The following is a 20,333-nucleotide window of genomic DNA, read 5'->3' as shown; positions in this document are numbered from 1 at the left end:
ACCCCGTCAGATTATTTATCGGTCGGGTTGCTTTCCAGCATTGCTTGCCAAGCTTCGCTGCCAGGTCCGACTACGCAGCGGCCCTGGTCGCGCATAGATAGCCTTAATTTGCAGCGACGTATCTCTTCGGTAAATTCGTGAGTAGGGATCGTGCGTACGGCAGCCAGGGCCTGGGCGAAGAAGGCTTCGTTTTCATTATTGAGTGTGTAAAACACCCACTTGCCTTCCTTCTGGGCTGAGACCAGTCCTGCTTTCTGTAAAGTCTTGAGATTGCGTGAGACGTTGTAGTGGGTATCGCCCAATACATCCATGGCTTCTGCCACACAGATGCGTTGATGGATCTGTACCAGCAGCCAGTACAGGCGTAACCGTCCTGGTTCAGCCAGTGCTTTAAGGATATCTACGTAGCGTTCGATCATAGGCGTTCCTGAGAGAGTGGCGATTTTATGGGCTAAATTGGCAGCTTCAAAGGAGTATTACTCCTCTGGTCGTCTGCGGGAATGATACATCTGTAGTAAGCCTGCCAACATCAATAACCCCGAATGTACGGCATTGAGAATCATGACTTTCTGGCTAACGCCGGCGAAATAATCAATCCAGAAAAGCGGACAAAACAATCCCCGCAAGAAGATGACCATGTCAGGGTGCGTCCTGTGTTTACCTGGAAGATGCTAGCGTTTTAGGATCGAGTGCAACTGCTGGCTGTATGGCCACCGCTCCAATAATTTGAGTAGTAGGCGGCAGGCTGAAAAGGTAACGGGCATACTGTTGCCGATTTTCTCTGCAAGGAGGTGACGGGCACGGGCTATTTTTGCAGAGCATCAGGCAGTTTTCAAACGTTCTTTGATCCGAATAGATGCGCGCATTTGTCTTCATTCGATGTTGGTTAAATGACGGGCTACTTTGGGACGGATATGCCCTGTAGTCACCTCCATACGACCGTCTGGCTGTATGGAGGCGGACAGGTGAAACTTTCTGTTGAACGCAGATCAGGTGAGGCTGTTGAAAACCATGCCGCCAATGACTGCAGCCATCAGTACGGTTAGTACAAAGGCCACAACGGCTTTGGGTTTAAGTACGGAAGAGATGAGCGCGATCTCTGGCAGGCTTGCCCCGGTACCGCCAATGATCAACGCCATGGATGCGCCCATGCTCATACCTTTAGCGATCAGGACCTTGAGCAAGGGCAGTGCCATTTCTATACGCAGGTAAAGAGGGACTCCGATGACTGCTGCGAGGGGAACTGAATACCAGGTATCACCACCGACATAGCGTTCGACCATATCCGCTGGCAGATATGCCGCTGATACTGCGCTGATCGCTGCGCCAATCAGCACATAGGGAATAATCCGGGTGAACAGGGCGCGGGCAAAGCGGGCTGCATTTTGTAGTTTCTGCTTTGTATCTGGGCTGGTAGTGCTTTGAGACGCAGCCGCCGCACAGCTACCAGCCGGGAGTGCTGTTGCCAGCTGTGGTGTCATACTTGCCATCACCGCTTCTGCGCTACAGCTGTTGCTGGCTGGTTCCGGGGTATTGGTGGCGCTGCAATTGGGAGCGCTCGCTTTGCTTCTGAGCAGTTCTTCCCCGCGTTTAACCTCATTGCGTAGCGGCGAGCGACCGATCAGAAAGCCGGATATCACCGCGGCACTGAAAGTAATCAGGAAGTATAGTGCCGCGACCTGCCAGCCGAAGACGGCAGTAATCATGCCGACCACAACAAAGTTACACAATGGTGCGGAGATCAGAAAGCCGAAGATAGTGCTGAGTGATACGCCCATCTCGGCCATACCCATGGAGACAGGTACGACTGAGGCGCTGCAGAAAGGTGTCAGCGTGCCAAATGCGGCGCCGATCAGGGAGCCGAAGCGTTCGTGCTTGATGAGTTTTTTCTGAATTCTATCCTGTGGAATGAATTCGCGCATGATACCCGTTAGTAAGGCGACGACTGCGATAATGACGACCAGTGCTCCACCGACGTGGACGAACTCTTCGAGGGCAATTGTCAGGCTGCTTTGTTGCATGCTTTAGGTCTCTCTGTGAATGGCTAGGAAGGCTAGTGAACGCTAGCGTTGCGTTACTATATATGCATGTATGCGCGTATGTAAATATGATGTCTTGATCCTAGTACCAAAAGACGCGTCGCTTTTGTCTTCCGCCTATTTGAAGTAAGGAAAATAGGACCCGGCTCAGAGAAGGGGCCGAGTGACAGCCTTTGTAGGCGTTTATCGAAAAAAATCGAGGTACTTGGCGATAGATAAGAGAGTCGGGGGGCAGGCGAAGCAGACTTCAATCGAAAAGAAGGCTGCGCTATTTGCTGTCCTCTTTGTATTCTTCTGTAACGAATCGTGTTGCTTGCAATCCAATGTGGTAATTCGGGGGAAGGGTTAATCTTCGGGCATCTGAGCGGAGGTGAGTTATGAAACCTTCAAATTTCATGATTACCTTATTGTGTCTGCTTCTGGCTGTTTCAGTAAGGGCGCAGGCTGGACATGGTTCCTCTGCGCTGGTTGTAGGGGCGTTCTTCAAGCGAGTGTCTGAGTGATCTGCGTATCAAGGTAGCACCCGCAACAATAGGCTGGGTGGGCGTGATGCGTCTGGATAATCTGGATAGCAAAAGCGCGAAGTGCAAAGCCCTGTTTCGTAGCGGGCCAGAAAACACTGGTCAGCGCCGTGTGTGCCTGGCACCGGGTAGGTAGGTCACTCTGGCTAAATCCGTCTGGCGTTATGCATCGGGAATGCACATTACGGTAACGTGTAAGGCATTGTGACACAGGAAGGTGAAGTACTGGCCTGAGGGTTCAGGCCAGTTTGCGCAGTAGCAGGTGCTTCTTAGAAGGGCCCGTAGGCCTCATCCAAAACCTTGCTCATGATGGACATCGGCAGCAGTACTGGCTTTTGGGTGGCGTTGCGCACGCATTGCCAGTGTTCACGGGTAAAGGCCAGGCAGTCGAGCACGATCAGATCAGCCCCCTGGGATACCAGATCCCGCGTGGCGGCGGCCAGCTCATCCAGGCTGTTTTCGTGGGGCGAGATCGTTGCTCGGGCCACAGGCACATCCAGTGCCGTCCAGTGTTTGATCTCTTCGTCTTTTGTCAGTGCATCCGGCTGGATGACGCCGATACAGCCGCCTTTGGGCAGCAGTGCGATAGCGTTGGCTTCCAACACCCGGCTCGGGCAGATGACACCCGGCAAGGATTCGAGTGAATGCCATGGCAGGGTGCAGCACATCATCACAGTATCGGCGCCTTCGTTCAGCATCCCTTTGATGATGCTGTTTGCACGCTGGTCGATCTGGTCATGGTCGATGTACAGCCAGTTGCCGTCACTCAGTTCTACCGGTACACCTTTTGCGATAGGATCGGCTGCCATGGTGCGCAGCTGGTCGTCATCGAGACCATCCAGTGCGCCGGAGATATGAATGTCAGCAGAAGTTTCCAGATGCTCACCTACAAACGCTGCAAGTTCTTCTGAGAACTGGGAGTAGAGTACGACCTCAACGGTTTTCTTCTTAGCCATCGTTATTACCTCGCCAGTCAGACCTTGATCCAGACACCTTTGGTCTCCAGGAAGTGCTCAAGCTGTTCCGGTCCCAGATCCTTACCGATACCGGACTGTTTAAAGCCACCAAACGGCATAGACGGATCACCCGGATCATGGATATTGACCCAGACACTGCCTGCATCCATCTGTGGGATCAGGCGGTGGGCGCGGGATAGATCCTGGGTCCAGATACTTGCCGCCAGACCGAAGATACTGTCGTTGGCCAGTGTCATCGCTTCCTCTTCGTCATCGAACACAGACATTGCCAGTACCGGGCCAAAGATCTCCTCCTGGACGATGGTCATGTCGTTGCGGCAATCCGCAAACAGGGTTGGCTGGATAAAGTGGCCCGGACCGTCAAGCGACTGGCCACCGGTGACCAGTGTGGCACCTTCGGCCTTACCTTTATCAATATAACCCAGGATGCTGTTACGCTGGCCGGCGGAGATAACCGGGCCCATCACACCAGTTGGGTCCAGAGATGGCGCCAGTTTGATGCTCTCGGCGATCGCTTTGACCTTCTCTACCGCCTCTTCGTAGCGGGAGCGGTGCACGTAGAGGCGGGAACCCGCCGAGCAGACCTGACCGGCGTTGAAGTAGACGCTGTTGAGGGTTGCGCGCGCGACAGCGTCGATATCCGCATCTTCAAACGCCACCATCGGTGACTTGCCACCCAATTCCAGTGTCATATGGGCGATGTTATCGATGGCTGCGGCACCGACCATTTTGCCGACCGGTGTTGAACCGGTGAAGGAGACTTTCGCCACATCCGGGTGACCCACGATGTAGTTACCCACCACGGAGCCTTTGCCGGTGATGATGTTGATTGCGCCGCGTGGCAGGCCCGCTTTTACACACAATTCCATCAGGTACAGCATCGACAGTGAGGTCATCTCGGCCGGTTTCAGTACGACGGAACAGCCCACAGCCAGTGGTGCAGCCAGCTTCCATACCGCCATCGCAAACGGCCAGTTCCAAGGTACGATGGCGCCGACTACGCCGACCGGTTCTTTACGGGTGTAGGTCATGCACTGGACCGGGAAGGAGTTATCGCGGGTGGCGCCCTGGATCTTAGTTGCCCAGCCGGCAAAATACTCAAAGGTGTTAGCACCGACATTAATATCAACCGCTTTACAGCCGGTGATCGCCTTACCGCTGTCCAGACACTCAATCTCAGCCAGGGTCTGGGCATTCTCGCGGATCAGTTCGGCAATACGGCGCAGAATCTGTTCACGTTCACGCGGTGTCTTCTGCGACCATTCGCCTTTTTTCATGGCGTATTTTGCGGCAGCAACAGCAGAATCGACATCCTCTGTGGTGGCCAATGGAATCTCTGTTAGCTGACCGCCGGTGGAGGGGTCTTCGACCCGAGCCATTTGGTGGTTACCCTCGATGAACTCGCCATCGATGAACATCCGTTTCGGTTGATCAAGAAAGCGAAGGGTATCGGTTGTTACACCGTACTGATTGATCAGCGCGCGAACATTCGCATCCATAATTCTCTACCTTTTTATTGTGGTCGAATAAGTTGAATGGGTACGTATCTAGTGCATTGATTTATATGGATTGATCGGGAGATAACTACCTAACCAATGCGAATTCAGACGTTGATCTATTTAAGCACGGGCATCTGAGGAATGAGTTACCACCAACAGGGTACGGGATGCCGTGGCTGATTTTATCGGATAAGGATTGGATCAATCCGGGTGCGGGTAGATGCGATGGCTTAGCGCACCAAAGGCTGGTGTCAGAGCGAAAAATTGCGCATTTCAGCGAAGACGTGTGAGGCTATCGATTTTGGCGATGACAGTCCTCAGTATCGGGATGCGATTTGTGGTAGCGTAGCGCCCTCAATAATCTGGCGCCGATAAGAATGGTCTGGCTGTCATAAAATTAATGTCGAACAAATAAAGAATGCTTTGTTATGTCGTTTAATACAGTTGAACTCAATCGCCAGCGCCAACCGTTGGATCATTTAGATACGGTTTGGCTTTTTGGCTATGGTTCACTGATTTTTAAAGTGGACTTTGAGTATCTGGAATCGCGTCCCGCCAGCATTCAAGACTGGGAACGACGCTTCTGGCAAGGGTCTCATGACCATCGAGGAACTTATGAGATGCCAGGGCGGGTGGTGACACTGGTCGAGTGTAAAGGCAGCCACTGCAAAGGGATCGCATATCGGGTATCCACCGCAGTGTTTGATCATCTGGATGTGCGGGAAAAGAACGGATATCTGCGCTTTTTTACGCCGATGACCTTTGATGATGGACGCCAGGAAGATGGACTGGTTTATGTTGCATCCGAAGATAACGCTGCTTATCTGGGCCCGGATAAGGATGAGTTGATTGCCAGGCAGATAGCGATGGCATCTGGCCCTAGTGGCCCTAATGCAGAATATCTGCTGAAACTGGCAGAAGCGCTGCGTACCCTGGGAGATCATGATGAGCACGTATTTCGGCTGGAAAAGCTGCTCAAGAGTGAATCGATATAAACCACCAACTTACGCCAGTTATAGTGAACTGGCGTGATGATTTTAGTTTTTGCCTATTTCAGTCGCTCAGGTACTAAATGGCGGACGAAGACGTCATCCAGTGTCTCATGACGTTTTATCAGGTCGGCCTGATCGCCATTCACCAGCACCATGCCCGGGCGAGGCAGAGCGTTGAAGTTGGCTGCCATCGGTTCGATGTAGGCGCCGGTATTTAGCATGGCGATGATGTCGCCTTCTTCCAGCTCCGGCACCGGTACCTGCTGGTAGAGCCATTCGGCATTGCACGTTATACCCACAATATCAAACTGGCAGTTGTGAGGTTGCTCTGCTTTGTTTGCGACAACGTAGTCAAATGGGGGGGATGGGTTAACACCCGTGATGCCGAGAAACACTTCGGAAGTGTCTACTTCCGCCCAGCGGTGCTGGATATGAGTGGTTTCCTGTTTGATGTTATGTACCCGTGTCAGGTGAAGCATGGTTTCGTTGTGCAGGCCCCGGCCGGGTTCCACTTCAATGGTAATGCCGTCAGTCACAAGGCCGTTCTGCTGCATCGCAGTGCGAAAGCTTGTGGTGACAGTACGGGCGTAATCCTCCAGCGACGGGGTGGGGTAGTCAGTAACGGCGACCCGGGTTTCCTGATCCTGTGGTGCTGCGAAACCGCCGCCGAAGTCTACCTCTTGTGGTATCCAGCCACCCATTAGCTCGCTGAGTTTCTTTATCAGCTGTACATAGCTTTCGACCAGCTGTGCCCAGACTTCGAGCTTTTTACTGTGGCGTCCCATATGGATATGCACGCCCACCGGCTCTACGTATGGCAATTCGATGGCGCGCGGTCCCATCGGCAGCAGTTCGGAAGTGGGAATGCCGTATTTGATGGTCTGGGTCAGTTCCCGTATCTCCTGTTGGGGTAGAAAATCCGATTTTTCTTCCAGGTGATGCAGGTAAGGCTTAAGGCGCAGCATGACGCGAACGGTCTTATTCAACTCTTCGCCCACTTCATTGCAGATCTCCAGCTCCTTGGGGCTGTCCAGCACGATACGGGCACCCAATGAGGCCGCCTTTCGAATGATATCCCGGTCTTTAATCGAGCCGTTCACCGAGATCATTTCCGGTGGCACGCCGCCACGTAGCGCACATTCAAGTTCTCCGGGACCAAATACATCGCAACCGGCACCTTCCTCCGTCAGTATTTTGCGTACTGCGACCGTTGGATTGGCTTTGATAGCGGGCATGATGCGGACCTTTCCTTCCGGCCAGTGCGCTTCAAAAGTTCGCTGATACTCGCGCAGATTGTTACGCAGATGTTGTTCAGAAAGAACGAATAGCGGAGTGCCGAATCTATTTGCCAACTCGGTGGTGTTGCAGCCTTCGCAATAAAGCTGGCCAAATTCTATAGTCAACGGAGTGCCCGGATTATCTTTTAAGTCAGTCATATAGATGCTCTTGTATATTGGTTGTATTTGTTTTCTTGAGCGATTAGTTAATTAGAACTTTATTTTGTGTAATTAATCCAGGTCCTCAAGGTTGAAAATAAATTGAAATAAAAGAGAGTTTGTAGGCATAGGCTGGCTGTACAAAAATATAACGATTTTGACTATGAGTATAAATAAAAATCAATCCAAGAATGAGTGTTTTACTCATGGGCTGTTATCTGATTTATACACTGAGCATTTTGTTCCCCATGGAAATGTTCATCGACTTCAAAGGTAACAGTTCTAGCTGATTAGTTGCTATTCGTGAATACCCATAACGGGTTAAGAGGCCTGTTATCCCTGTGATGTTGTACTTTCTAGTAGCCTATTATATTAGGCTGATCATCGGTGGCGCATATCAAAGTGCAATAATTACAGATAGTTGGGTTTCCAATTTCGTGCGTCTTATAACGACAATTTACGTTCTTTCTTTTTGGTGCAAAATTTTAAGCGTTGGGTCTGCCTGTGGGAGTTAGACGATTTTTTCTATAGAGCGTGGCGTTAACTCTTTGTGGGTATTCAAGAGGCGCATGGTATGGCGTAGAAATATAAATGTATCGCGATGTAGATAGTGTTCGTGGCGCTATGTTGCGGTTGTTGGTAATGCTTACTTCAATCCAATGTTTGAATTTAGATATGTAGCACGGTGAAATCGATGAAAAATAAAAAGACTAAATCGAAAAATAGGTGGCGCTCTATTACGCCGCGGCTGCCAATGTTTGCGGCAGCCGCATTACCGCTGGCGATAGCACTCAATGTGCATGCTATAGAGCTGGATTTTGGTGATGATAGCGAGTTGTCAGGAAACCTGGATATGACGTTGGGCTATGCTGCGTCGATCCGAGCCCAGGATGCCGACAGTGCGGCGATCAATCCCGCAAACAATCTGGCTGGCTCCTACACCACGCCAAACTACCTTTCAGATGCTCGCGTGCCCGATGCGGGTGATCTTATCTCAAACGTATTCAAAGCAACGGCAGAGCTGAACCTGGATTGGCGTAACTATGGTTTTGTCGGAGCAGCCGCTTATCAGTACGACACAGAGATTATGGACGGTGATGCAATCGATCTGGCAGGCAACACAGCCTCCTGGTCTGACGGCGCTCGGGACTACTCCGGAAATGTTTTCGATGTTCTAGATGCCTATGCATACGGCACTTTTGATGTGGGTGAGAATCCGCTGGAAGTTCGGGTCGGTAAGCAGGTGATCAATTGGGGGGAAGGGCTATTCTTCCTTGATGGCGTGGCAACTCAGGTCCCCCTTAATATCAACAAGCTGGTGACGCCGGGCTCCGAATTGAAGGAAGCCTATATCGGTGTAGAGAGTGTCTACGCTCAGATGGGTGTTGGTGATGCATCCTCAATCGAAGCTTACGTCCAGACCGATTGGCGTCGCACGGAAATGGCTCCGCGTGGCACCTTCTACGGTGATGACGCGTTTTTCCGAGGTGGAGATGAGATCGATCCCGTGCTGGGAGTGCCGGTACGTGATCCGGATATTGAGGCAAGTGACTCGGGGCAGTGGGGTGTTTCTGGTCGCACTATGGTCGGAGAGGATACCGAAGTTGGACTTTATTACTCCCGCTATCATGAAACCTTCCCATTTGTGAAATGGACCGGCGGTGCATCTGCCCTGGGGGCTTCCCAGATCTGGCCAGAAGATCTCGATATGATCGGTGCCAGTATTGCTACCACACTTGGCTCTTGGTCGGTCAATGGCGAGGTCGCCTATCGTCCAAACCGCCCTCTGTTTACCAATTTAGGCGTGACCAACGCGGCGGGTGAGGGTATTGAAGAGCACGACACTATCAGTGCGACGGTGCACGGCATTTGGCTGGGGGGGCCGCTGGCCTTTGGTATCGATTCACAGGCCGTATTGGTGCAGTTCGGTGCTGATTACATTGAGGGCGATCTGTCCAACCTGGCTGCGCAAAGCTCCATTACCAAAGAATCTCTGAACCCGGATGACCTTGCCTATGGTGTCGCCGCGGAGTGGACCGGTACCTGGCAAGGCGTCTACCCCGGTACGGATCTGGCGTTGAGCCTGTTCCTGCAGCATGACCTCCAAGGTAACTCTCATTTCTGGGGTAACTTCGCAGAAGACCGCACGCTTGGTTCAGTTTCCTTGACCGCAAATGTCGGCACCGATTGGGAAGCTAGTGCAGGTTACTCCTTCACAGTGCAGGACAACTCCCACTATGACACTCAGGACGTCTTTAACCTGTCCGTTAACTACAAATTCTGAGCCGCGTTGCTGAGAGGAGATAGCAAATGTTTAACAAATCTATTCTGTGTGCAGCAGTCGCTGTGTTGGCATTTAGTGCGGGTAGTGCCTTTGCCGAAATCAGCCCAGATGACGTAAAGCGTCTGCAAGCGGATCTGACGCCTCTGGGCGCAGAACGTGCTGGCAATGCCGATGGAACTATCCCCGAGTGGACCGGTGGTCTGAGCGGCGCGTTCCCAGGTTGGCCAAACAAGGACAACCACCGTCCGAATCCGCATGCGGATGACAAGGCGCAGTTCACTATTACTGCTGCCAATATGGATCAGTATGCTGCCAAGCTGCCGGAAGCGGCAAAGGCGATGTTTAAGGCGTACCCGGATACGTTCAAGATGAACGTTTATCCAACGCGCCGTACTGCCGCGTATCCGCAGACCTTCTACGATGCGATTGCCCGTGATGCGGTGACCGCCAAGCTGACCCGAGGTGGTGATGCTGTCGAGGGTGTATGGGGTGCGGTTCCGTTCCCGATCCCGACAAACGGCCATGAGGTGATCTGGAATCACTTGTTGCGTTATACCGGTGTCTACCGTGAGGCTTCCGTGGGTGAAAACCTGGTTTACACCAACGGCTCCAACCTGCAGTACGACTTCAAGCTGGATATCCACCATACGTTCCACGATCCAAATGTGTCCGAGAAAGACCGTAAGGGTGGTGTCTTGTGGAAATATTCCTCCACCATGAGTAAGCCTGCTCGTGATGCGGGTGAGGGCATTCTGGCGATGGATAACATCAACTTCGCCGATAATCCACGTAAAGCGTGGATCTATGATCCGGGTGAGCGTCGTGTGCGTCGTGCGCCAAACATGGGCTTCGATACCCCGGACCGTGCGCTAAACGTGTTTGACGACTATGAGCTCTACAGTGGTTCGCCTGAGCGTTACGACTTCAAGCTGATCGGCAAGAAAGAGATGTACATCCCGTACAACAACAACGAAGTGAACTCGCCACGTCACGATGTGAGCACGGCGCTGACACCGGGGTTCATCAATGCTGATCTGCTGCGTTACGAATTGCACCGTGTGTGGGTAGTAGAAGCAACCGTTAAGAATGGCCACCGTCACGTGTATGCAAAACGTCGTTTCTACGTCGATGAGGATACCTGGAACATCATGGTGACCGATAAATACGATGGTAACGGTAATCTGTGGCGTGTGGGTTTCTCCTATCCAGTCGTAGCGGCTGAGATGCCTCTGACCGGTGGCGGTAGCTACGTGCACGTTGATCTGAAGAAGAATGGCTACTACCTGGCATTTACCTCCCTGGGTAAAGGCCGCAAAGGTACCGACTTCTCCCAGACACCGCCAAAAGCGTCTTACTACACCGCGGGAGCACTGCGCCGCCGCGGTCGTTAAGCACTATCTATGCATTGCTGATCAGGCCCGGCCCCCTTCCCGGGCCTGACGGCACTTCTCAAATTACCTGCAGCAGATTCGAACGGACGCGTGACGCTCACGTTGGATCCTGCGTGAAGGTTTAATTATGAAAAAAACAATTATAAATCCAACGCTCCGAGACCGATTGTATACCCTGACCGCATCGGCGCTGGTATACCTGGCGTTGAGTACCGGGTCAGCCACAATTGCCCATGCGGAATATCTGGATCCTCTGGACCAACCCGCAGTGGTGATGGCCTCTGCACAGCATTCTCTGTTACTGGACGTGGCACGTGCCGGTAACCGCTTGGTGGCTGTGGGTGAGCGTGGCCACATTATCTATTCCGATGATCAGGGCGCAAGCTGGACGCAAGCACAGGTGGCGGTACGTTCGCAGCTTAACGCCGTGCACTTCTGGGATGATAAACGCGGTTGGGCCGTGGGTGAGGACGCGGTAATTCTGCACACCAACGATGGTGGTCAGAGCTGGTCCAAACAGTTCGATGCCCGCGATACCGAGATGAAAGGCCCGCTGCTGGATCTCTTCTTTATCAGCGCCAACGAAGGTTTTGCCATTGGCGTTTTCAACAAGCTGTATCGCACCACCGATGGTGGCCAGAGCTGGGAAAACTGGCAGGCGCATGCCGACAACCTGGACGAGTGGCACCTGTTTGCAATGGCGTCTCCCGTAGCGGGTGTGATCTATGTGGCGTCTGAAGCTGGGCTGCTGTTCCGTTCACTCGACGGCGGTGACAGCTTTGCGCCACTGCAGACCGATCATGATGGTTCTTTTCACGGTGTCCTGGTGCGTCGTGGTGACGATGGTCAGGATCAGATCCTGTTGTCCGGGGTGGGCGGTAAGTTGTTTGTCAGCCGCGACAGCGGTGACAGCTGGCATGAGCTGGACTCGCATACCGAAGCCGGTTTGTCCGGTGGTGCCTGGCTGGCGGATGGCTCGGCGCTGATTGTGGGCGCAGATGGCATCATGTTGAACGTCTCTGCTGATCTTACCTCCGTACAGAAGTACCAGCGCGATAACGGCTTACCGTTGAGCAATATGACGACTGTCGGACAGGACCAGTGGGTTCTGGTGGGGCTGGGCGGTATCCAGACCCTGAACGCAGCTGAGGTGAAGCAGAATGATGAATAACAACGACACCCTTAAGTTCTCCGTGCTGACACAGCTGATATTCCGCCACCGTCTGGCCATCATTCTATTCAGCTTGCTGGCGACACTATACCTGGCGTGGCAGGCAAGTTTTGTACGCCCAGATACCCGTCTGGAGCGTCTGATCCCAGGTAGCCACGAGTTTGTCCTGAATGCAAAGACCTTCCTGGGCAATGAAACAGCTGGCGGCAGCAGTGTAATCCGTGTAGCGGTAGCGCGTTCCGAAGGTACCATCTTTGACTACGAGCACCTTGTAACCCTGCAGAAGATCAGCGATGAGCTGTCACTGCTGGATGGCGTGGATACGGGCAGCATCAACTCCCTCTGGGCACCGGGTATGCTCTGGTTTGCCATTACACCGGAAGGTTTTGGCAGCGGCCCGGTGATCGATAACGCGACCTTTAATGACTCTGCTGAGTCGATGGACCTGATCCGCACCAATGTCTTCCGTGCAGGGATCGTCGGCAGTTATGTCTCCAACGACTTCAAGGCGAGCATGATCGACTTTGAAGTACTGCCGATCAATCCGACCACCCGCGCGCCGATCGATTTTAACGAGTTTTCCGAGCGCCTGGAGCAGGTGCGCCAGAAGTACCAGAACGACGATCTGAGCATCCACGTGATCGGTGACGTGAAGAAGGTCGCTGATCTGGTGGATGGTTTCGGCCAGATCGCACTGTTCTTCCTGGCGGCGTTTGTGATTACCGCAGTGCTGCTGTTCAACTACTCCCGTTGTTACAAGTCCACCCTGATTCCGCTGCTGTGTTCGGTGGTCGCGGTGGTTTGGCAGCTGGGTATCCTCAACCTGATGGGCTACGGCCTGGGTGTGTTCTCCGTACTGGTACCGTTTTTGGTGTTTGCCATTGCGGTGAGCCACGGTGTGCAGGTGATCAATGCGATCGCCCATGAAACCGCCAAGGGCGAGGACCGTCTGAATGCGTCTCGCGTGACCTTCCACCATCTGCATAAGGCGGGACTGGTGGCGCTGATCAGTGACGGTATCGGTTTTGCCACCCTGTTTGTCATCGATATCGGTGGTATCAAAGACCTGGCGATGGTGGCCAGTGTGGGTGTTGCGCTGGTGATCTTTACCAATCTGGTGCTGCTGCCGGTGCTGATGTCTTACGTGGGGGTGACCCAGCGTTGTGTCGATCACGCCCAGCATAAACTGGAGAACAAGACTGCCCTGTGGGATGGCCTGTCCCACTTTGCCGAGCCGAAATTGGCACGAGGCGCCCTGGTTGTGGCGCTGGTGCTGGTGGGCGTGGGGACCTGGTATAGCCAGGGCTTGAAGATTGGCGATCTGGATAAAGGCGCGCCGGAGCTGCGTGCCGACTCTCGCTACAACCTGGATAACAACTACATCACTGGTAACTTCACCACCAGTACCGATCTGATGACCATCTTTATGGGTATGCCGGAAGGGCTGTGTGAAACCTACAAGGCTATCGATCTGATCGACCGCCTAGGCTGGCAGCTGGAGAACACTCAGGGTGTTAAATCGGTGGCGTCACCAGCCACCCGTGCCAAGCTCAACCGTTACCTGGGCAACGAAGGCAACCTGAAGATGATGGCGCTGCCGCGTGACGAGCGCGTGCTGAGCCGTGCGATTGCCTACTCCGGTTTTACCACCACCGGTGGCGGCGGTGCCTGTGATCAGCAGCAGCTGAATCTGGAGTTGACCGACCACAAACAGGAAACGCTGCAGCGTGTCGTAAGCGTAGTGCGTGACTTTGCCAACGCTAACGATGATGCCGAGATCTGGTTCCGCTTAGGGGACGGTAATGCTGCCTATGAAGCGGCTACCAATGAAGTGATCGACCGTGCGCAGTACGAGATTCTGGCCTATGTCTACGGCATCGTGGCGCTGATGATCCTGTTGATGTTCCGTTCCATCAAGGCGGTGATCTGCATCCTGCTGCCGTTGGCACTGACCTCGCTGTTGTGTCAGGCCCTGATGGCCGTGCTGGGTATCGGCGTGAAGGTGGCTACGTTGCCGGTGATCGCCTTGGGCGTCGGTATCGGTGTGGACTACGGTATCTACATCTACAGCCGTCTGCACTCCTATATGGAGCTGGGACACCCACTGCGTCTGGCATACCTTGAAGCGCTAAAGACCACTGGGAAGGCGGTTTCGTTTACCGGGGTGACGCTGGCGATTGGTGTGGCCACCTGGATTCTGTCGCCAATCAAGTTCCAGGCCGATATGGGTATCCTGCTGACCTTCATGTTCCTGTGGAACATGGTGGGGGCGCTGACCCTGCTGCCGGCGCTGGCGCACTTCCTGCTCAAAGCACCTGCGCCTGTAGAAGAAGCGTTTGGTAACGCGTCTGATAAGACTTTGTCTTCCGGTTCATAACCCGGGATACCGTCTCGTCGCAATTGTAATCAAGGACAGTCCGCACTGTTATCGCGGTAACTAAGGTGAGAAACGATGAATACAAAGATCATAAAACCCGCTGCCAACGCCTATCAGTATCCTCTGCTGATTAAAAGCCTGTTGTTGTCAGGGAAGCGGTATGAGCCGAACAATGAAATTGTCTATAGCGATGTGATCCGCTATGACTACCGTACCTTCTATCAACGGGTCTGCAGGCTGGCGAATATGCTTACTGACTTAGGTGTTCAGGCTGGTGATACCGTTGCGGTGATGGACTGGGACAGCCATCGCTACCTCGAAGCTTATTTTGCGGTACCGATGATGGGGGCGGTGCTGCACCATGTAAATATCCGTCTAAGCCCAGATCAGATCGCTTACACCATCAACCATGCCGATGACAGCCTGGTTTTAGTGCATGAAGATTTCCTGGCAATTGCCGAATCGATCCAGGCTGAGCTTCCTAACGTGCGTGGCTATATCCAGCTAACCGATGAGGAAGGGTGCTCATCTACCACCCTGAACACACTGGGCGAGTATGAACAGCTGCTGCAAAAAGCTGGCGCTGAGTATGATTTCCCGGACTTTGACGAGAACTCGGTTGCCACCACTTTCTATACCACCGGCACTACCGGAAGCCCCAAAGGGGTTTACTTCACCCACCGTCAACTGGTGCTACATACCCTGAACGGCGCTGCCACGCTCGGTCTGTACGAAGGACAGCCGCTGTTGCGCTCCGATGACGTCTACATGCCGATGACGCCAATGTTTCATGTCCACGCATGGGGTGTGCCGTATATCGCCACCATGCTGGGTGTGAAGCAGGTGTATCCGGGCCGCTACGAGCCGAACAAACTGGTGAAACTGTTCCGTGAAGAGGGTGTGACCTTCTCCCATGGCGTGCCAACCGTGCTGCAGATGATCCTCAACTCTGCCGAAGCTGAGACGACTGATTTGAGCGGTTGGAAGCTACTGACCGGCGGCAGTGCACCAACCCTGGCACTGGCCGAACAGATGGCGCAGCGGGGTATCCTGTTTCATACCGGTTATGGCATGTCCGAGACCTGCCCGCTGCTGAGTACCACATATTTACGCCAGGCCGAGCGACAGCTGACGATGGATAAGCAGATGCCGGAACGTATAAAAACCGGTGTGCCAATAGGCCTTGTGGATCTGCGTATTGTAGATACAGATGGTAACGAATTGCCTCATGACGGTGAGACGATGGGGGAGATCGTGGTGCGGACCCCATGGCTGACGCAGGGGTACTACAAGGAGCCGCAAAAGGGCGAAGAGCTGTGGGAAAACGGCTGGCTACACACTGGTGATGTGGCTTCGATCGATACCGACGGTGTTATTGAAATCAAGGACCGCATCAAAGACGTCATCAAAACCGGCGGTGAATGGGTCTCTTCCCTCGAACTGGAGAATCTGATTAGCCAGCACGAGCAGGTAGCTGAGGTGGCCGTTGTTGGTATCCCTGATGAGAAGTGGGGCGAACGTCCATGCGCCATGATCGTACCTGTGGCCGGTGCCGAAATCGATGGTCAGACTCTAAAGCAACACCTGACCCAGTTTGTTGAATCCGGTCAGATCAACAAGTGGGCGATTCCGCAGCAGATCTCGATTGTCACCGAAATCCCGAAAACTAGCGTCGGTAAAATCAACAAAAAGGTCATCCGCACGCAATTTGATTAACCGTTGTTTGTCCCCGTCACTCATCCCCTGATGAGCTTTGGGGAAGCTTTGCTTCCCCTTTTTTTCTCCCGCTACATGCCGTCTAAGGTGTATCTAACTAGTCGACCAACTTGAAGCTGCAAGGCATATCGTTATTACTATACAAGTGATTTATGGAAGATTTATCATAATTAAAACAAAAGGTTATGTTTTATTGTTTACGTGTGTTATCAGGATGCAAAGTCCTGAGGGATGAGTCTGGACAGGACTCTCTTTGTAAAGGAATAGTGCAATTATTCTTCTGCGCTGATCCACTCCACGGGTGTTGAGAGAATATAGCCTGCACCGTACACCGTTTTAATAATCCGCGGGTCTTTAGGATCGGTTTCCAGTTTTTTCCGCAAGCGGGACATGCGGGAGTCGATACTGCGGTCATACGGAATGGCCTGTTCGCCCAGTAAGCGGTCACGGGACAGGATCTGTTGCGGCGCACGGAGCAGTGTGATCAGCAGGTCGGCCTCGGCGGTGCTGAGTGTCAGCTCTTCGCCGGAATCTTTTTTGAGGACGAGGCTGGAGGGATTAAATATCCAGTCGGCGAAGCGTACTTTTTTGGCCGCACAATAGTGAGTCGCTACCTCATCCTTATCCTTATTGATACGACGCAGCAGGCTGTGTACGCGTGCGACCAGTTCCCGGGGCTCGAATGGCTTGGTGATGTAATCGTCGGCCCCCAGCTCCAGCCCCAGCACCCGATCAGGCAGGCTGCCGCGTCCGGACAGGATCAGCACCCCTACGTTGTCACTGTCACAGAGCGCTTTAACCAGAGCCAGTCCATCCATATCCGGCAGTCCGAGATCGACAATGCAGAGTTTCGGCACTTGTCGCTTAATCGCTAACAGTGCCTGGGCGCCGGTATGGAAAGCCCGTATATCAAAGCCGTAGTACTCCAGCTCTTCACAGACCAGATCGCAGATATCTTTATCGTCATCTACCACATAGATCAGGTCACTTTTACTCATACCGATTGTCCTTAATGCCGATTGTCGTTGTGTTATGGATTGCGGCCCTGAGACTTTCTGGTATCTCGGATAGCATCCGCCAGTGCGTCGCGGTTGAAGGGTTTCAGGAGAATATTCCAGGGCTGTAGGGTGCCGTCCGGTTGCTGATACAGTGCATTGCCGCTGATCAGAACGATGCTGCTGTTGCTGTCCTGCTGACGCATCAACTCTGCCAGGCCAAAGCCGTCGAGCCGCCCGGGCATATCGATATCGCTCACCAGACCTTCAATCTCGGGCAGGGACCGGATCAGCTGTTCGGCTTCGTCGGCATCGCCGGCCTCAAGTACGCTAAAGCCCAGAGAGATCAACTGATCACGCACCACAGCCCGGACATCCTTATCATCTTCCACCAGAAGCATAAGCTGATCGGTCGAATACAGCGGATCAGGGCACGACTCGATAGCACTGTGTTGTTGTACCATATCCACGCCGGCTAATGGCAGCAACAAGGATACCGAGGCCCCGCCCTCAGCACGGTTCTCAATATTAATAAAGCCGCGGGACTGCTTGATGAAACCGTAGACCATGCTGAGGCCGAGGCCGGAGCCTTTTCCGGAGCCCTTGGTCGTAAAGAAGGGTTCACAGGCCTGTGCCAGTGCCTCATCGGAAAAACCACTGCCGCAGTCGCTGACCGTGATCTCGACGTAATCGCCCGGCGGCACGGCTTCATCGTACTCAAGCGGTGTTTTTACACTCAGGTTGCAGGCACGGAACCTGATCTCTCCCCCCTCCGGCATGGCATCCCTGGCATTGAGAGCCAGGTTGACCAGGGCGTTTTCCAGCTGAGCGGGATCGACAAACAGTGCTTCATCCGTTTCGATCTGCTGGGTCAGCTGGATATTGCCAGGCAGCGAACTGGTCACCATTTCTACCGTGTCCTCTATCAGCGACTTCACGGGTACTGCGGTGGGGGCCAGGGCCTGTCGCCTGGAGAACGCCATCAGTCGGGCGATAATGTCGGCGCCCCGGCGAGAGGCACGGATCGCCCGGGTCAGATATTTTTCCAGGCCTGCAGTCTCAGTACAGCGATCGGCAGCGGCCAGCAGGTTGCCCTGGATAACTGACAGCAGGTTATTGAAATCATGTGCCAGGCCGCCCGCCAGCTGGCCGGCGGCGTTCATACGCTGAGCTTCGGTCAGACGGCGCTCGGCCTCTTTCTCTGCGGTGATGTCGAGTGAAAGGTTAAGCAGCCCGATGATCTCGCCGCCGCTGTTGATATCCGGTAGCAGGGTCCGCTTGGTGATAATCTCCTGGCCGTCTTTGATGAAGCTATATTCGTACGCTACTTCGCTCCCGGCCAGGCATCGCTCTACCTGGGGTTGGATGGTGGCCATCATCTGCGGATCGATGACTGCATCGAGCGAGCGGCCAACAATATACCCCTTGTCAGCACCAAACAGGTCCGCGTATCCCTGATTGACGAACAGGTAGTGCAGATCCGCATCGAGGTAGGCGATCTGTGCGGGCAGGGCATCCAGGATCAGGCGTTGCCTCTCTTCCAGCTGGGCCAGCTCCCGGGTACGTTCCTGCACCTTGCTGTCCAGCGTCTGAATGTTGTTGCGCAGTCGCTCGACCATAGTGTCGAAGGTCCGGGCCAGCATGCCAAGCTCGTCATCGCGCTGGATTCCGCTTCGGGCGGTGAGGTCTCCGCCGCGCACCCGTTTTGCCGTGCGGGCCAGTTGATTGACCGGCTGCACGATACGATTGATAAAGAACACGGCCAGTGCCATTGCCAGCAGGATCGATATCAGAGCAATGGTCAGGATTCGCTGGCTGAGCAGAACCGAACTGTGGCGCAGCTCATCCACATACACCGAGGAACAGATGTACCAGCCAAAGCCCTCCATTGAGCGCACCAGCGAGATCTTGTCGTAAATATAGTTGCCCGGATCGGATGGACTGTCCCACTTGTAGTGCAGCTCTTGCCCTGTGTCAGCAATCTCGATCAGTTCCTCAAGGATTGGACGACCAGAGGAGGGATTGATCAGGCTAAGGGCGCTGGTCTGATCGATGTTGGGGTTAGGGTGGGTTAATAGGTGGCCTTTACTATCGAATATATACAGATAACCGGTCTTGGCGACCCTGATCTCACTGAGCGCTTCGCGCACTTCCTGAATAGCCGCCTGCATGCGGTTCTGTACTTCCGCTTCCAGGTCATCCAGATAGAGACCGCTGCCGATGACAAAGCCCCACTTCGGAAAATTTTTCACATAGGAGAGTTTGTCGATCACCGGGCCTTCGCCTAAACGTTGCCACTTGTACTGAAAAAAACCTTCACCCTCTGCAACCGCCGTGTCGATGACCTGGCGAAAGAGCTGGCTCTGGTCGTGGTTATCCGTTTGGGAGATCTCAATGCCCTGAAAGCGCGGATCCGGATGGGAGAGCAGGGTAGCGCCGTGATCGGCTACCCATATATAGCCATCTTTGCCGTACTTCATATTGCGCAGGTTGGCGAATACCCGGGCGCGTACCTGATGGGGGCTCAGATTATCCCGCTCAGCCTGAGCAAATGCGCCGACAATCTGCGCTTCGGTGAGCTCGACAACTGCTTTAAGGCGCTCTTTATGGGCATCCAGCGCCTGCTCGCGATAGCTCTCCAGGTTGGAGTACATCTTATTGGCCAGTTGAAACACATTGTTCAGCGCCAGCCGGGCGGAGTTGCGCTCGATCTCATACACCTCCTTCTGAATCAGCGGGACGGTGTACATATACACGGCAACAAACATCACGGCGGTGATCATTAAAATCACCTGGGAAAAGCGCCTGACCAGCTTTGTGCCTGACATCATCGACTATCAAACCCGTCCAATATTTCCGTTCAGTCTACTGTCAATTCCTGCCGAATTCTGCCAGCGCGCACATTTCGGTGCATTTGTGACAAACCCTCGCCAGA

The 20,333-nt window shown here is 53.6% G+C and carries 13 protein-coding genes; 6 read left to right on the top strand and 7 right to left on the bottom strand.

From position 1 onward, the window contains the following. Positions 1-11: 11 nt before the first annotated feature. From Q354_RS0104465 to Q354_RS0104445, 4 genes are all read right to left on the bottom strand, one after another. Complete coding sequence (locus tag Q354_RS0104465; protein WP_027856567.1) at positions 12-419, bottom strand: ArsR/SmtB family transcription factor; 408 nt, start codon at positions 417-419, stop codon at positions 12-14. A gap of 570 nt (positions 420-989) precedes the next feature. Then, a complete protein-coding gene (locus tag Q354_RS0104455; protein ID WP_027856566.1) occupies positions 990-2,021 on the bottom strand; it encodes a permease in 1,032 nt (343 codons plus the stop codon). Between the two features lie 808 nt (positions 2,022-2,829). Next, positions 2,830-3,516 (bottom strand): AroM family protein, encoded by a 687-nt coding sequence (locus Q354_RS0104450; RefSeq protein WP_027856565.1) that lies wholly within the window; start codon positions 3,514-3,516, stop codon positions 2,830-2,832. 17 nt (positions 3,517-3,533) lie between these two features. Further along, positions 3,534-5,036: an aldehyde dehydrogenase family protein gene (locus Q354_RS0104445; protein ID WP_027856564.1), complete on the bottom strand. Its 1,503-nt coding sequence runs from the start codon at positions 5,034-5,036 to the stop codon at positions 3,534-3,536. Between the two features lie 428 nt (positions 5,037-5,464). Between Q354_RS0104445 and Q354_RS0104440 the strand changes: the two genes are divergently transcribed. Then, positions 5,465-6,031, top strand: a complete 567-nt coding sequence (locus Q354_RS0104440) for a gamma-glutamylcyclotransferase (protein WP_027856563.1) — start codon at positions 5,465-5,467, stop codon at positions 6,029-6,031. Between the two features lie 53 nt (positions 6,032-6,084). Here the strand turns inward: Q354_RS0104440 and Q354_RS0104435 are convergent, their stop codons facing one another. Next, positions 6,085-7,464, bottom strand: a complete 1,380-nt coding sequence (locus Q354_RS0104435) for a diaminopimelate decarboxylase family protein (protein WP_027856562.1) — start codon at positions 7,462-7,464, stop codon at positions 6,085-6,087. 694 nt (positions 7,465-8,158) lie between these two features. Between Q354_RS0104435 and Q354_RS0104430 the strand changes: the two genes are divergently transcribed. The 5 genes from Q354_RS0104430 (at position 8,159) to Q354_RS0104410 (ending at position 16,403) form a co-directional block, all read left to right on the top strand. Beyond that, entirely contained in the window at positions 8,159-9,748 is a 1,590-nt protein-coding gene (locus Q354_RS0104430; RefSeq protein ID WP_084332471.1) for a DUF1302 domain-containing protein, read from the top strand. A gap of 26 nt (positions 9,749-9,774) precedes the next feature. Then, the gene (locus Q354_RS0104425; RefSeq protein WP_027856560.1) at positions 9,775-11,139 is read left to right on the top strand and encodes a DUF1329 domain-containing protein; all 1,365 of its coding nucleotides are present in this window, start codon (positions 9,775-9,777) and stop codon (positions 11,137-11,139) included. Positions 11,140-11,266: 127 nt separating this feature from the next. Continuing rightward, the gene (locus tag Q354_RS0104420; protein WP_084332470.1) at positions 11,267-12,310 is read left to right on the top strand and encodes a WD40/YVTN/BNR-like repeat-containing protein; all 1,044 of its coding nucleotides are present in this window, start codon (positions 11,267-11,269) and stop codon (positions 12,308-12,310) included. Continuing rightward, on the top strand, positions 12,300-14,687 hold the full coding sequence (locus Q354_RS0104415; protein ID WP_027856558.1) for an efflux RND transporter permease subunit: 2,388 nt from the start codon (positions 12,300-12,302) through the stop codon (positions 14,685-14,687). The genes Q354_RS0104420 and Q354_RS0104415 overlap by 11 nt, the downstream gene beginning before the upstream one ends. Before the next feature lie 75 nt (positions 14,688-14,762). Beyond that, on the top strand, positions 14,763-16,403 hold the full coding sequence (locus Q354_RS0104410) for a fatty acid--CoA ligase (protein WP_027856557.1): 1,641 nt from the start codon (positions 14,763-14,765) through the stop codon (positions 16,401-16,403). Positions 16,404-16,675: 272 nt separating this feature from the next. Here the strand turns inward: Q354_RS0104410 and Q354_RS0104405 are convergent, their stop codons facing one another. Both Q354_RS0104405 and Q354_RS0104400 read right to left on the bottom strand, forming a co-directional pair. Then, positions 16,676-17,401 carry a response regulator transcription factor gene (locus Q354_RS0104405; RefSeq protein WP_027856556.1) on the bottom strand — a complete coding sequence of 242 codons (726 nt, stop codon included), beginning with the start codon at positions 17,399-17,401 and terminating at the stop codon, positions 16,676-16,678. A 32-nt stretch (positions 17,402-17,433) separates the two neighbouring features. Beyond that, complete coding sequence (locus Q354_RS0104400; protein WP_245600987.1) at positions 17,434-20,181, bottom strand: cache domain-containing protein; 2,748 nt, start codon at positions 20,179-20,181, stop codon at positions 17,434-17,436. Between the last annotated feature and the right edge of the window lie 152 nt (positions 20,182-20,333).

This window comes from Marinobacterium jannaschii DSM 6295 (genome assembly GCF_000620085.1).
In the GTDB taxonomy this organism is placed as follows: domain Bacteria; phylum Pseudomonadota; class Gammaproteobacteria; order Pseudomonadales; family Balneatricaceae; genus Pontibacterium; species Pontibacterium jannaschii.
This window is presented reverse-complemented; position numbering and strand designations above follow the sequence as displayed.